Here is a 13113-nt window from a genome sequence, read left to right as displayed (position 1 = left end):
CGGCGACCAGTTGGAACTCGAACTCTCGCGGATCCGGCGCGGTGAGGCCGCCCGTGAGGTCGACGAGATTCGTGTCGGACGCTCCGCCGTCGCCGTCCCGATCCACGACGCGGAAAGGTGTGTCGTCGGTGCCTTGGCTGTGATAGGTCCGACCGGCAGACTTTCCGTCGACGACGTAGACCTGGTCGTGCTGTTGCGGGAGTACGCGGAACGCATCGTTGCACCGACGATGTCGAAGGCAAGCTGAAAATCAGAGGCCGAACACACGTTTGGCAAAGCCGAGATGCTCGTCAGCCCAGCCGATGACGCCGAGCGTGGAATCGAGATTCTGCGGCGGAGTGCGCACCAAGGTGTCGCGTCGGACGAGTCGGTCGAAATCGACCTGAGCGCGGTCGAACTGGACCCCGGCCGTGACCATGATGTTCGCCAGTTCTTGCGCCATCACCCCGTACGCGACTGTCGTGGGATGAACGCCGTCGAGCGAGAAGAGGCCGCCCGATGCGCGGCCGCCGCGACCGTCGGCGGAGAGGAACAGCGAGTCCGGCACGGGTTGCAAGTCGGTCAGTGCTTTGGGGAGGGGGTACGGCGTCCACCATGACGGCCGCGCATTGACGTCGGTGACGTAGCGCCGTGAGGCCACGCGCTCGAGCAACCCGGCAATATCGCAGAGGTACCAGTCCTTCCCCACCCGACGGGCATTCGCGACGGCTTGCTCGATTCCGTCGTTGTACATGTCGATTGCGCTGTCGACGGCCCATGCCTGCGCGCCGGTGATGTGTTGATCGCGTTGTGGGTCGAAGTCTGTGTCGCGCACCCACGGTCGCGCGTAGTACGGGAAATAGCGGGATCCGATTTCGATCTTGCCGCCGAGCCCGTGGGCGATCGGTGCGATGGTCACGTGTGGGACGGTGCAGAGGATGACGTGCTGGGCGTTGATCTTGCGGATCGCGGCCAGCACCTCGGCGTACTCCGACGCGAAGTGCTCGGGCTGCCACACCGTGTATTCGCGCTTGCCGTCCGGGTCACGGAAGTTGTTGCCGCTCCACTCGACTCGGAGTTCGGTGACGGTGCGGAGCGCATTGTTGGCCCCGAGAAAGACGATCAGAGTTTCGATGCCTTCCTTGCCCAGTTCCGCTGCTGCGTCGAACGCGGTCATACGCTTCTCGGCGTCGGAGCCTCGCGGCAGAACCCGCAGTGCGGCGCGCTCACCGTTGTTCTCGACGATCTGGCTGATCAAATCGTCGTGCGGTTGGTGAAGAGCATCCTCGCAGCCCTGCGCCGTCTTGGTCAGAGCGTCACGAAGATCCCACCCGTACACCGAGAGGTTGTGGTTGATTGCCGAGAACGTCGGCGCCTCACTGCCCGGTCCGCGTTCCCAGTAGTCCTCCACCTGATCCATGAACGCACGTGCAGCAAAGAGTGCGAGCGGAACCTCCCAGAGGTCGAGCCGTGGGCCGAAGCGCTCCTCGAGGGTGCGGAGCAACAGTTCGATGTTGAGCGGAAGCCCGCCCGGGCCGCCGTAACGGGGAAAGCGGAACTGGTCGAGCCGGCCCAGCTGGTGAGCAATGATCGCCGGATACGACAGATCGGTATTGAAGATCGCCCCGCTCTGGAATCCCTGCGACAGCGAATCGCCGATGACCACCAACCGGTGGGGAGCATCTCCCCCTGGCGGAACTACCGGAATCCCCACTGTGGGATCGAACTGCGGAACCCTTGGTCCGCCGGCGGCCGCGGCCACGACGTCGTCGGGAGTATCGGATGGAAGTTCCATGCCCACTCACCTCCGGAAAAGTCCAGCTGGTCAGCTGATCAGTGGTGGCTTACGTCGATCGGCATTGTCCTGCTCCGATTGCTTCTCGATCGACCTGACAACCTCGTCGGCCCACTGTTGATTTCGCCCGTCGAATTCCGCGCGGTCCCGACGCGCGATACCCCGCCCCACCAGGATGGCAATCGGAATGGAACACACGACCCATACGAGTAGTACGCCTCCGACAATCCACCACATAACCAGTAATTGTGCCCGATTCGACGACTGTTGTGCTCCAGGTCGAAACATCTGTCCGAATCGTGGCGGTCAATCCAGGTGAGCGCGCAGGTCAGAAACGATCTGCGTCGACGGTTTCACGGGCTTTGCGAACCTGATTCCAACCACGAGCGGCGATGCCGAAGGCAACAAGCGACATCAGATCCGAGACCGTCAGACCGTGTTCTCTGTTCAACGACCACAAGACCTGACCTTCCAGCGGTCCATTGAAGAACAGCCACGCCACCCCTGCACAGGCGGTCGCAACAACACTGGCTTTGGACGGCTTCATCAAACACACGGTGCTGGTCACGAACAACAAGTTCATGAAAACCAGACCGTAGAAAATTCCGATCATCCGACTCCCCCCGAAGTTCGTTCGTTCAGCCGCGGTTGAAGTTCAGGTACGCCTTCGACGGTGTCGGGCCGCGCTGGCCCTGGTATTTGGATCCGGCCTCGGAGCTTCCGTAGGGGAACTCTGCAGCGCTCGAGAGCTTGAGCAGGCAGAGCTGTCCGATCTTCATTCCCGGCCAGAGCGTGATCGGCAGGTTTGCGACATTGGACAGCTCCAGTGTGATGTGGCCGCTGAAACCCGGGTCGATGAAGCCGGCGGTGGAGTGCGTCAAAAGGCCCAGGCGCCCGAGGCTCGACTTACCTTCGAGACGGCCGGCGAGGTCGTTCGGCAGTGAGCACACTTCGAGAGTCGAACCGAGAACGAACTCGCCGGGATGAAGCACAAACGGCTCGCCCTCTGCCGGTTCGACCAGGCTGGTCAACTCGTCCTGGCGAAGTGCCGGGTCGATGTGCGTGTACCGCGTGTTGTTGAAAACCCGAAACAGACCGTCGAGGCGCACGTCGACGCTCGACGGTTGCACCATGGAGTCGTCGAAAGGGTCGATACCCAGACGTCCAACGGAGATTTCGGCACGGATGTCACGATCGGAGAGCAGCACAGGTAGAGGTTACCGGTTCTGCGGGCAGTGCCGGCCCATCGCCGGGGCGATCACACTGTGGTTACCGAACACGATGCGCGGGTTCTGGACTCCCACGGGAGAGCCCAGCCCCACCTATCTCAAGTTCTCCATCCCGAAAGGTGTTCCTGCGCAAAAATTTTGGGCAAATCATTTACCGAAGGCGCCGACTTCGACACGCCTGTGTTGATCAATGGCGGCCGGGGACACCGCCGCTTGAAAGCTCGTCTGATAATGTTCGGAAAGCACGTTGATCGGCGGTGAAAACACGTCCGGTCGGCTGCGACGCCGATGTAGTTCAATGGTAGAACATCAGCTTCCCAAGCTGAATACGCGGGTTCGATTCCCGTCATCGGCTCCACAGATTCTCCGCAGTTCAGAGCCCTTTTGAGGCAGTCGAACTTCGCTTGTTTGGGACCCAATCCTGTGACAGGTACACGGCAGGTACACAACCCCTCCATTCAGTGATCAGTCAATGTGAATCCAACGAAAATGGGGGTGCTAGAGGACCGCGTCTCGGAATTCTGCAGTTCATCGATGCAGTCCGACTGGTCGTCCCCCGGCCTGAATCGGTGTCCATTGCGCGCACTGTCAGGAGAGTGCTGTCGACCTCGAAGCCGATGGTCGCCGGTACCTCGGTTCGTTTGCCGTCCATCAGTGATTCGAGCGCGACTACCAACCGATGGGGTTGGAAACTGTCTCCGCTCGGACTCCGCGCGCTTATCAGTTGAAGTTTTTGAAACCGATCTGCCGTAGCGCACCCGGACACCGGGGACCACAACTCATGCAAGAATGCAGATCTTCTCACAATCACAACTGTGAAAATACCCAAGTCCGTCAAAAATCACCTTCGAAAAGAATCAAGTACGTATTCTTCCTAAGTATCGGACGCCCTAACCGTAAGTGCCAATGTACGACCTCGCTCTGCACATTGAAAAACTCACCAACCTACATCTTGTGCCTGCTCGGATCATCCATGGATCAACCCATACACTCCGGATCCAGAGAGCCGGATAAAGCTCGAAGAAATACGCCAGTTTCGAGGACTGTCACATTAGCGTCGTGCTACCTTCCCGAAGATCTTTAGAACCGGCAGATTGGCCCCAATTCGATAGAAGGCCGTAAGTGTCCAGAGTCGAAACCTTATTCCCCGCAGCATCGCAGCGCCTTCCCTGGTTATGACGTTCGGAGCTACGGCTTCTCACGGAACTCCCAAACCGGGCAACTTTGGCGCAGGTGCTTCTGGTGGACCTTGGTTGGTGGACTACAACTCCTCGAATCGCCTCGGATATATCAGGACAGTCACCTCATTCGGTCCAGGCTCGCCCGCTTACATTGCAGGTCCCAATTTCGATAGCAGGACATCTGCCCTGTATGCAGTAGCGAATCTTGCCGGGCCCTAGACGGAGCGAGGAGGTGAATTCAAATGGATAACGTCCTCTTTGCTATCGTCAACATGATCGTGGCGATGGCGAACGGTTCCACGATCCCCTTCTCATTAGAAGGCGCAGGGCCACTAACCGCTCCCGACTTGTAGAGAAGATCGGCCGACCGCATGTGGATGACATTTTCAGCTCTGCCTGAAACCTGCATATCAGAAGATGCGTGGATCGTGCGGTGGTCACAAACATAAGCTCCCCTACCTGGCCAGGAAGGGGAGCTTATGTTTGACAGGTCTCAAATAGTCGGTCGAGGCCGCCCCGAATAGGATCAGCAACCGAATGTCACAGCGCCGACTGGTTTGATCACGCGAGTGTGCACCGTGAGCAGAATTCACACAGAGGTCGATTAATGTGCATCTGCTGAATCAGCCTCCTCAGCTCCGTTTGATCGAATACGTCTGCTGGCTCGAGTGCCCTTGCTACGGGGAGGCAAGCTACCGATCTCGGACGCGGGCGCTGTCTCTTGATGTTGATGTTGACCACGATGGACCTGTACCTAGTTGGCACTGACCAATTTAGGTCGTCGAACAGGTAGCCGGTGGAAGCGCTTCGGTCTTCGGCCTGATCACGAGCGGCCGCTATGTGGTGAGAATCGGTCGGTCTCCTCTTGAAATGTAGTCGGCGAATCGTTCAATTCCTGCTTGTGAGAAGCTTCCTCGACCTGCGCGTCTAAGTGCGGCTTCGACGAATGGGAGCGGTTTCCTGCGGTATGTGCGGTAGATGCTGTCGAGTACTGGTTGCAGTGCCCGGCGTGCGAGGTCTGCTGTTTCCGGGTCTGAACCCCCGAATTTCACTGTCACATTCGGCATAGATACCCCTGCTGGTCGAGTGTCCGATTCCCTGGCCGGAAGCGTACGTATCGGGATTGCAAATCAGTACAGAAACACCAAAACGGGGCGCTAAGTCCCTACTTGCGGTGGATACGACTCCGTCTTTGGGTTGACGAAAAGGGGCCCGACCGCCGCGTGCGGTCCGGCTTCCGTTCTACGACTACGGGTTACGCCCCTAAGCCGAGGCTGGTGGTTTCGCCTGCTTCACGGGTGGGTGGCGAACTGCCGATGCTGACGGGTGTTTGCGTCAACACATAGCGAACTCTCCATCGACAACGTCCATGCAGAATGACCCCCGCGACATAGTTGCCGCCTTCGACGAGGTGGCCGAATTCATTGAGGCGATAACTACCGGCCACCCGAAGGTGCCCCGTCCCGTGGTCGACCACCTAGATCGGCGGTTCCATGGTTTCGAAGAAGCTCAATGCCTGTGCGCAACGCCCCGGGATCTGGAAGTCGTAGCCGGTCTGCATCCAAGCTGTTCCATCAGCCTCTGCGATGAATGTCCCGATAGGCAGCGCTCGGAGACCCAAGTCATCGGTGCCAGATTCCGCGATCTCATTGCCAACATGCCCCACGATGTTCTATGGTTCATTACATGAGTAATGAACCAGTGAACATCGGGCATCGATCATCGTGATCGACGACGGACGACCACTGTTCCAGCAGATCGCCGAGCAGATCGAAGGCTCGATCATCGACGGCTCCCTGCCGGAAGACGGGCAGGTGCCCTCAACCAACGAACTGGCGGCGTTCCACCGAATCAATCCGGCGACGGCAGCCAAGGGCCTCAATCAGCTCGTAGGCGAGGGGATCCTCTACAAGAAGCGGGGAATCGGAATGTTCGTCACGGTCGGTGCCCGCGACGCACTCAGGTTCAGACGCCGAGAAGCGTTCGCGCGCCAGTACATCGAGCCGCTGGTCGCGGAGGCCGACCGGCTCCAGATTTCCCTCGGCGAACTCAAATCCATGCTGGACGACTGGAAGGCGGACCGATGAACGCAAGCACGACAACGACCGAGCCCCGAGTCAGGCGTTTCGACGAAACTGAACTTGTCGCCTCGATGCGCTCCGTGGACAGAAAGTACGGGGATGTCGACGCGCTCGCGGACGTCTCGTTCGAGATCAGCCGCAACAAGATCTACGGCCTACTCGGCCGTAACGGCGCAGGCAAGACGACGATCATGCAGATACTGACCGGGCAGGACCTGCACACCCGCGGCGACGTCGAGGTATTCGGCGCTGCCCCGTTCGAAAATGCCGACGTACTGGCGAACGTGTGCTTCGTCAAGGAAAGCCAGACGTACCCCGAAGACCTCAAGGTCAAGCACGTACTCGTCGCCGCCGGCCATCTACTCCCGAATTGGGACCACGCGTTCGCCGAGACACTGCTCGACGACTTCCAACTTCCCCTCTGTCGCAAGGTGAAGAAGCTTTCACGCGGCATGCGGTCGGCATTGGGGGTGATCATCGGACTCGCCTCCCGCGCGCCCCTGACGCTTTTCGACGAGCCGTATCTCGGTCTCGATGCCGTTGCACGCCAACTGTTCTACGATCGCCTGCTTGCGGACTACGCCGAACATCCTCGCACTGTGGTGCTTTCGACTCACCTGATCGACGAGGTAGCCAATCTACTCGAGCACGTGATTGTCGTCGACGGCGGCCGGATTGTCGTCGACGCAGACGCGGATGCACTGCGTAGCCGCGCCGTGGTGGTATCCGGTCCCATTGATGCGGTGGATGCCGTTGCTGCGTCCGGCAGGGTCCTGCGCCGGGAGACACTGGGCGCCCACAGCCGAATCATGTTGCAGGCCGATGTGACAGAGACCGAGCGAAACCGACTGCGGGAGGCAGGAGTCCAAGTGGAACCGGCATCTTTGCAGGAACTTGTCATCGCGACTTCGACGCAGCGCAAGGAGATCACCGTATGAGTATCGCAACGACAGAGCCACGGACGGTCCCGAAGACGCCCGCTCGGTCCAGGATCGGTGCCGTCCTACAACTGCACACGGTCGCGTGGCCGTTGCTGATCGCCTGGCCGGTGGGCATCCTGTTGATCTCGTTCCTGATCAGCTTCACTATCTACGCGATCGTCGGGAACGAGGAGGGTGAGGGATTCACCGGCAGTGTGTTCTCGGTCTACGGTTTCGTGCTGGCGTTCTACCTCCAGTCGATGACGCAGACGTTCCCATTCGCGCTCGGACTGAGCGTGACTCGCCGCGAGTTCTTCACTGCCACCACGGTTATGGCGCTGGCACAGTCCGCAGTCTTCGCAATCGCGCTGCAACTGCTGTCCGTGCTGGAGTCCGCCACCAACGGCTGGGGTGTGCACATGCGCATGTTCGGCATCGCACGCTATTTCACCGACAACACCGCCGTACAGTTGCTCGCACTGTTCGCGACGCTGCTGCTGACCAGTTCGATCGCAATGCTGGCAGGTGCTATCTACCAGCGGTGGAGGATCACCGGTCTACTCGCCTCCCTCACCGGGCTTTTCGGCTTGCTCGGCTTGTCAGCGATCGCGATCACCTGGGCTGGGTGGTGGCCGGCGATCGGTTCGTGGTTTGTCGATACTCCCCGAGTGGTACCGATGGCACTACTCCCTCTGGCCCTTGCCATCGCGTGCATCGCCGGAGCCTGGGCGACGTTGCGTCGAGCAACGCCGTGACCGCGCAATCATGTGCGACGCCACATGTCGCGTCGTCTCGAAGTGCTCGTCGGATCAAACCCGTCTAGACAGCTCGTCCCCCTCCCTGAGTCAGGAAAGGGGGACGAACGTCGCAACAGGGTGCTATCTCGTCCCCGATTTGGTCCGCTCTACTGCCGAGCCACCCGCTCGACAAAACTCGAAGCCCGCAGCACCAGTTCATCTTTCCGGTTCTGGCGCGCAGCGGCGGCATCGTAGCCGGCATACGGGAGCGGGGGGTCGTTACGAACATTGGACGAGCACTGGAAGTCTCGGCAGATCAGTGTTCCGACCGTGCTGCCACGTCGACCGGCGGGCCCGGCCAACTTGGCGCCGTAGAAGACGACCTCGTTGGGGAGTCGCGTGTCGCGGCACCAGGAGCACTGGGCGCGCGATCGCGGAGTGGCCTCGGCTTGAACGAGCAAGACTCCGATGGTCTCCCCGTCGAGTGTCGGGACGATCGCGTAGGCGCGTCGGCCCATTTTCGGATCTCGCCAGCCCAGGTAGTCGAGAGCGTCGAAGTCGATGGTGCCGAAGCCGTCCGGCAGGGTGAGATCGGACTTCTCCTTACGACTCGCGTTGACGAGGCTGGAACGAATAGATGTATCGGTCAAAATGATCATGGGTGTATACCAATCGTGGCTCGGTGAAGGTGGGTACAGCTCATGGCCCGATCAGCACCAAGTGCTGTCGGGTCCGAAATGCGCTATCTGTCGCCGGCGAAGACGACGCCGACAACCCCCTCACGCCCATGGGGCGTCACCGTGTACGTATCCACACCGCGATGGTAGCTACAGGCCTGCGTTACAGGCCACTCGATTTATCAGTCACGCCATACCGCCGTGAACTCGTACCAAGGTCCGCCGAGGTGAGTTGCGGAGAAATCATCGAACCCCGATGGTGGGCCGCTGGGCGAGGACACCCACCCACTCGAGGTGATGAACATGCTGTCGTTGTCGATGAAGTAGACCTCATCCGGCCGCACGACATGGGCACTACTGATATCGAACTGGCCGATCTCGAGCTCTTCCACGGTCGATTCAGGCTGCTCCAAAAGACCAATCGCGATGGTCTCGAACTCTCCGCTCTTGTCGAGGAAAGTTGCCGGCGGCATCAGCAACACCAGAGCTACTGCAGCGATGACGGCGATCGGGGAGGACAGAATCCACCACGACCACCGCCGGTCCTGGCCAAGGGCATAGAGGGTGCGGATCGCCCACACCAGACCGACCACGATCAAGATGAGCAGAGCCGCGGCGCTGACGAGGAAGGGATCCAACCATCTGTACTCCCCGAACGGCGAAGGCCACCAACCGTAATGCCGGCAGACCAACGCAATGAGCGGAACAACGGTGAATGCCAAAAGAATCGGCCCCGGTGGCTTGGACGACTCCGGAGGGTCAGCTACCAACCATTCACCCAGCGACTTCGGCCTTCTCATCACCCCACCGTATCTGCAGGTCATGGCAAAACTCAGCTACACGGCGAATACCTTTGCAGTACACGCACTCTCGTTCCACTCACAACAACCAACGTAGCGATCGGCACTCTCGCCGCAACCGACACAGATGGACAAACCTCACAATTCGCAGATTCAACGTGCCGATCATGCGACAATCGGACGGTGAACGAGACCGCGAGTGGAGTTTCGCACCCGCACCGACCGCGACTGCTGAGCGTCGGCGTCCTACTCTCCGCCGCCCTCCTGTGGTCCACTCCCCTCGCCGCTGCCGCGCCCACCGAACCTGGGCCGGCCAGTTGCATATCATTCGGAACCGCCCAACTGCCACCAGGTGCGCCCTCCGGTGGAGGTCGAGTCGGGTTGGCAAACCTACCGACATTCACCGGTTCAACCGCCCCCAGCTCGGTCCAGATCCGCACGCCAACTACGCAATTCAATCGTTTCTGGGACTTCGCGCTAGTCGACCACGACTTACTCGCTCGGCCGCGAGAGCCAGGCGCATCAACGGCTCAACCGTGGCGTTTCGTGCCGATGCCCGGGTGCCTGCGTGGACGATTGGTCGGGATATCACTGGACGACGACGAACTCGTCGCTGTCGACGACAACGGCTGGATCTACACGATGGACAACGCATCCCAGGATCCGCTGGTGTGGAATTGGACCTCGGCATGGGGCGCACCGCTGTGGAGCGGTCCCGGCCGACAACTCCCCGGAGACCACCCGAACGGGTGGGCACTGAGCGTCTCGTCGCCTTGGGACAACCAAACTTTCACCGACGTCGCAGGACGGATTCACTTCGTCGGACTCGCCAAGATGACGATGATCCCCACGTTGACCGGGGACGGCAGCCGGATAACCTACGCGGACCCGTGGCTGCCCAACGACGACAGCTACGAGATCGGCGGCCCGCTCGGCGGGCGATTCCAGGCGGACTCGCTGTCGGCGGCCGGATCAACCACTTTCGTGATGAACAAGTACGGCGACATGTACACCCGCACATTTGATTTCGATTCTTCGGGATCGGACTCGATCTTCTTCCGCTACAGCTGGGAAGATCAGTCGGACAAGCCGTCGGCACCCAACCTCGTGGCCGAAACACTGGACCGCAGCACCGCCGCGATCCAACTTCCGGCCCCCGACTGGGTGCACCAGCCCAAAATTCCCGGTGAAGTTACATCCGCGATCAGTGTGCACTCACTCGGTCCCGGCCTGAACCGGCGGGAGTTGCGTGTCGAGGGTCTCCGCGGCGCCGAATCCGGCTTCTGGCACAAGGATCTCGTCGGCGGCGACTGGGAGTTCACACCGACCGGCGCGTCCCTCCTCGGCACACTGATCGAAAACGCGCCGACAGACCGGTCGACGGATACCCTGTCCCCCGCTGCCCCCTGGCACTTGTCCACGACCTTGCCCGCCCGCGACGGTGCCATCGACGGTCAGACTCTGATCGACATCGGGTTTCCGTACTCTGTGGTGGATCCGCGCATGCTCGACGCGATCGGCCAGCACGCACAACCGTCCGGATACCGACTGGACGTGGACCATTTCGACCCGGTCGCCACCACGCGGACCGCGACCGTGACTGCACCGGATGGCACGGTTCTTCCGGTCGTCCTGCACACCGCCGACGGACTACGGATGACTCCCCGCGCATCCGGCCTCGATGCCGATCCGCGCCACCTCGTCGGGGCAATCGAGATCCCGTCGGACGCGTACGCGGATCGGGCATCGAACCCCGCTCTGGACGCGTTCGTGCAGGACTGGATGCACGGAAACCCCATTGCCGCGATCACGCTCAGCGCCACCGACCACGACTTGGTGATCCGCTAGCCGAAAACAGCGCCGTCCACCATGTCGCCTCGATTAGGCTCAGCAGATGGTCGACACCACACCCGACGTGCCGATATCACCCGTCGACGCTGCGAGCTTCCAGCTCGGTGTGCACGTCCAGCCCTACCTGGTCACTATTGCCGGACTGCTCGCTCCTGGTGGCTTCGTCGATCGAGACGGTCGACCTGATCTAGTGCGACTTCACCGCACTCTCGCCGCTCACATCGCGCAGGAGCCGTTACTGCGGCAGCGACCGATCATGCGGAACGGGTCATGGTGGTGGACGGAAAACGACATCGACTTCGACCTCCATCTCTCGCTTGACGAACGCGGGCCTACAGAACCCGACTTCGAATCCGTCTGTGGTCGACTCGTGATGCAACCCCTCGACACCACCCGACCGTTGTGGCACATCGCCTTCGTTCCTGCAGCTCGACCGGGTCTGTGCGGCATTGTGATCCGAGTGCATCACGCGGTTCTCGACGGCGCCAGAGCCAGCGACCTTTTCGAGCGCTTGTTCGCCTCACCTGATTCGAAAAGTACCGACCCGGGCGCTCCCGTGCCGAACATCCCTCCGAAGGCCGCCGGTTCCCTCGACCTCCTCCGATTTCGAATCGGTACTTTCCTGCACCGGCCAATCCGATCACGGGTGTTGCTGGGCGCCATTGGTCCCACGAGATCGATCTCGTCCGTCAACGTCCGCACCTCTCTGATCGAGCATGCCGCGCAGCAAGCGGGAGGCACTTTGAACGATGCCTATCTCGTTGCGGTGGGCGGCGGACTGCGATTCATCCTCCAAGAATGCGGCGAGCCCATCCCCAAGTCGATTGCGGTATCGGTACCCGTCGCAGTCACAGCGATCGGTAGCGCACGCAATGCCGTCGGGTTCATGATCATCGACCTTCCACTTCGTGAAACCGACCCACAACGCACAGTCGCGATCGTCGCGAAGCAAACCGCTGCGGCCAAACCTTCCGCACGCGCTGCGGGAACAACCTTTCGGTCACCGCGTATCGCCGGCGTTTTCGACAAGCTCGCAAAGCGGCAGCACATGATCGGTGCAGTCGCGTCCAACGTCCATGGACCGCGCGGCCCGCTCACGCTCGACGGGGCAGCGCTAGTCGAACTCTGGCCTCTGGGCCCGTTGGCGGGCAATGTCCGCGTCGGCTTCACCGCAGCGTCCTACAACGACACATTCTGGATCGGAATCCAGGCCGATGCCGAGCATCTCCCACCTGCAAGCAAGATCGCCCGAGCCGTCGAACGGACTCTCGACGAAATAGCCGGCACTGCACACTGACTGGATCTACTGCCACTATCCGATGCACCTCGCCGCTTGGGCAACGGATACTGTCGAGACGTCTCGACAACATCTCCACTGATTCGAGCCTGCAAGCCGGTGTCGTCACGACACGATCGTCACGAGGAAGGCGAAAGATGTTCACACCTGCAGAATTCGGCAAGGTCTCGGTACTGGTTCCTGAGAACGGTGGTGCCGTCCCCTACGGGAACACCGTGGTAGTGCACGGATCTGAAAGCACGCTCGTCATCGACCCTTCGCTCTCCCTCGACCGCGACCCCGTCGGCGCAGACCTCGTATTCGTCAGCCACGGGCACGAGGACCACATCGCCGGACTACGCCATTTCGACACCCCGGCCTATGCGCACCATCTCGACGCACCCGCAGTCGCATCCCTCGACACGATGCTCACCAATTACGGCCTTCCTCCGAACGAACGAGTCGAGGTCCAGCAGTCGATTGCTACGCAATACGGCATACCCCCGACCCACGAGAACGTGTCGGGGATGGCGGGCGGCCACGTCTTCGACCTCGGCGACCGCACTGCGACAGTCATTCATTTGCCA

General features: G+C 60.8%; 13 protein-coding genes and 1 tRNA gene. 8 read left to right on the top strand and 6 right to left on the bottom strand.

Annotation, left to right across the window (positions count from 1 at the left end):
• On the top strand, window positions 1-247 hold a 247-nt coding region (locus tag A2J01_RS31805), incomplete at its 5' end, for an IclR family transcriptional regulator domain-containing protein (RefSeq protein ID WP_331715366.1).
• Between the two features lie 3 nt (window positions 248-250).
• Here A2J01_RS31805 and A2J01_RS31800 read toward each other — a convergent pair.
• The 4 genes from A2J01_RS31800 to dcd all read right to left on the bottom strand — a co-directional run bounded on the left by A2J01_RS31800 (window position 251) and on the right by dcd (window position 2982).
• Window positions 251-1774, bottom strand: coding sequence for a hypothetical protein (locus A2J01_RS31800; protein ID WP_064114320.1), 1524 nt, complete (start codon window positions 1772-1774; stop codon window positions 251-253).
• A 30-nt stretch (window positions 1775-1804) separates the two neighbouring features.
• Window positions 1805-2011, bottom strand: a complete 207-nt coding sequence (locus tag A2J01_RS31795; RefSeq protein ID WP_007726530.1) for a hypothetical protein — start codon at window positions 2009-2011, stop codon at window positions 1805-1807.
• A gap of 91 nt (window positions 2012-2102) precedes the next feature.
• On the bottom strand, window positions 2103-2387 hold the full coding sequence (locus tag A2J01_RS31790; protein WP_003943682.1) for a hypothetical protein: 285 nt from the start codon (window positions 2385-2387) through the stop codon (window positions 2103-2105).
• A 25-nt stretch (window positions 2388-2412) separates the two neighbouring features.
• Window positions 2413-2982, bottom strand: a complete 570-nt coding sequence (gene dcd, locus A2J01_RS31785) for a dCTP deaminase (protein WP_003943702.1) — start codon at window positions 2980-2982, stop codon at window positions 2413-2415.
• Between the two features lie 305 nt (window positions 2983-3287).
• Between dcd and A2J01_RS31780 the strand changes: the two genes are divergently transcribed.
• The 4 genes from A2J01_RS31780 (at window position 3288) to A2J01_RS31760 (ending at window position 7940) form a co-directional block, all read left to right on the top strand.
• A tRNA-Gly gene (locus A2J01_RS31780) sits at window positions 3288-3361 on the top strand.
• Window positions 3362-5908: 2547 nt separating this feature from the next.
• A complete protein-coding gene (locus A2J01_RS31770) occupies window positions 5909-6271 on the top strand; it encodes a GntR family transcriptional regulator (protein ID WP_064114318.1) in 363 nt (120 codons plus the stop codon).
• A complete protein-coding gene (locus A2J01_RS31765; protein ID WP_042452339.1) occupies window positions 6268-7203 on the top strand; it encodes an ABC transporter ATP-binding protein in 936 nt (311 codons plus the stop codon). Before A2J01_RS31770 ends, A2J01_RS31765 begins: the two co-directional genes overlap by 4 nt.
• Window positions 7200-7940: a hypothetical protein gene (locus A2J01_RS31760; protein WP_007726514.1), complete on the top strand. Its 741-nt coding sequence runs from the start codon at window positions 7200-7202 to the stop codon at window positions 7938-7940. The genes A2J01_RS31765 and A2J01_RS31760 overlap by 4 nt, the downstream gene beginning before the upstream one ends.
• A gap of 149 nt (window positions 7941-8089) precedes the next feature.
• On the opposite strand, the gene A2J01_RS31755 is transcribed toward A2J01_RS31760, so the two are convergent.
• Window positions 8090-8581 carry an FBP domain-containing protein gene (locus A2J01_RS31755; RefSeq protein WP_007726512.1) on the bottom strand — a complete coding sequence of 164 codons (492 nt, stop codon included), beginning with the start codon at window positions 8579-8581 and terminating at the stop codon, window positions 8090-8092.
• Window positions 8582-8781: 200 nt separating this feature from the next.
• On the bottom strand, window positions 8782-9399 hold the full coding sequence (locus A2J01_RS31750; protein WP_064114317.1) for a hypothetical protein: 618 nt from the start codon (window positions 9397-9399) through the stop codon (window positions 8782-8784).
• Between the two features lie 183 nt (window positions 9400-9582).
• Here A2J01_RS31750 and A2J01_RS31745 point away from each other — a divergent pair, with 183 nt between their 5' ends.
• The 3 genes from A2J01_RS31745 to A2J01_RS31735 form a co-directional block, all read left to right on the top strand.
• Window positions 9583-11247, top strand: coding sequence for a hypothetical protein (locus A2J01_RS31745; RefSeq protein WP_231916172.1), 1665 nt, complete (start codon window positions 9583-9585; stop codon window positions 11245-11247).
• A gap of 46 nt (window positions 11248-11293) precedes the next feature.
• On the top strand, window positions 11294-12547 hold the full coding sequence (locus A2J01_RS31740; protein WP_054780856.1) for a wax ester/triacylglycerol synthase domain-containing protein: 1254 nt from the start codon (window positions 11294-11296) through the stop codon (window positions 12545-12547).
• Between the two features lie 137 nt (window positions 12548-12684).
• The coding region (locus A2J01_RS31735; RefSeq protein ID WP_197494343.1) for an MBL fold metallo-hydrolase at window positions 12685-13113 on the top strand (429 nt) is incomplete at its 3' end.

Source organism: Rhodococcus sp. EPR-134 (assembly GCF_001647205.1).
GTDB lineage: Bacteria > Actinomycetota > Actinomycetes > Mycobacteriales > Mycobacteriaceae > Rhodococcus_F > Rhodococcus_F qingshengii.
Note: the sequence above shows the minus strand (reverse complement) of the source record. Positions and strands in the feature narration are given on the sequence as shown.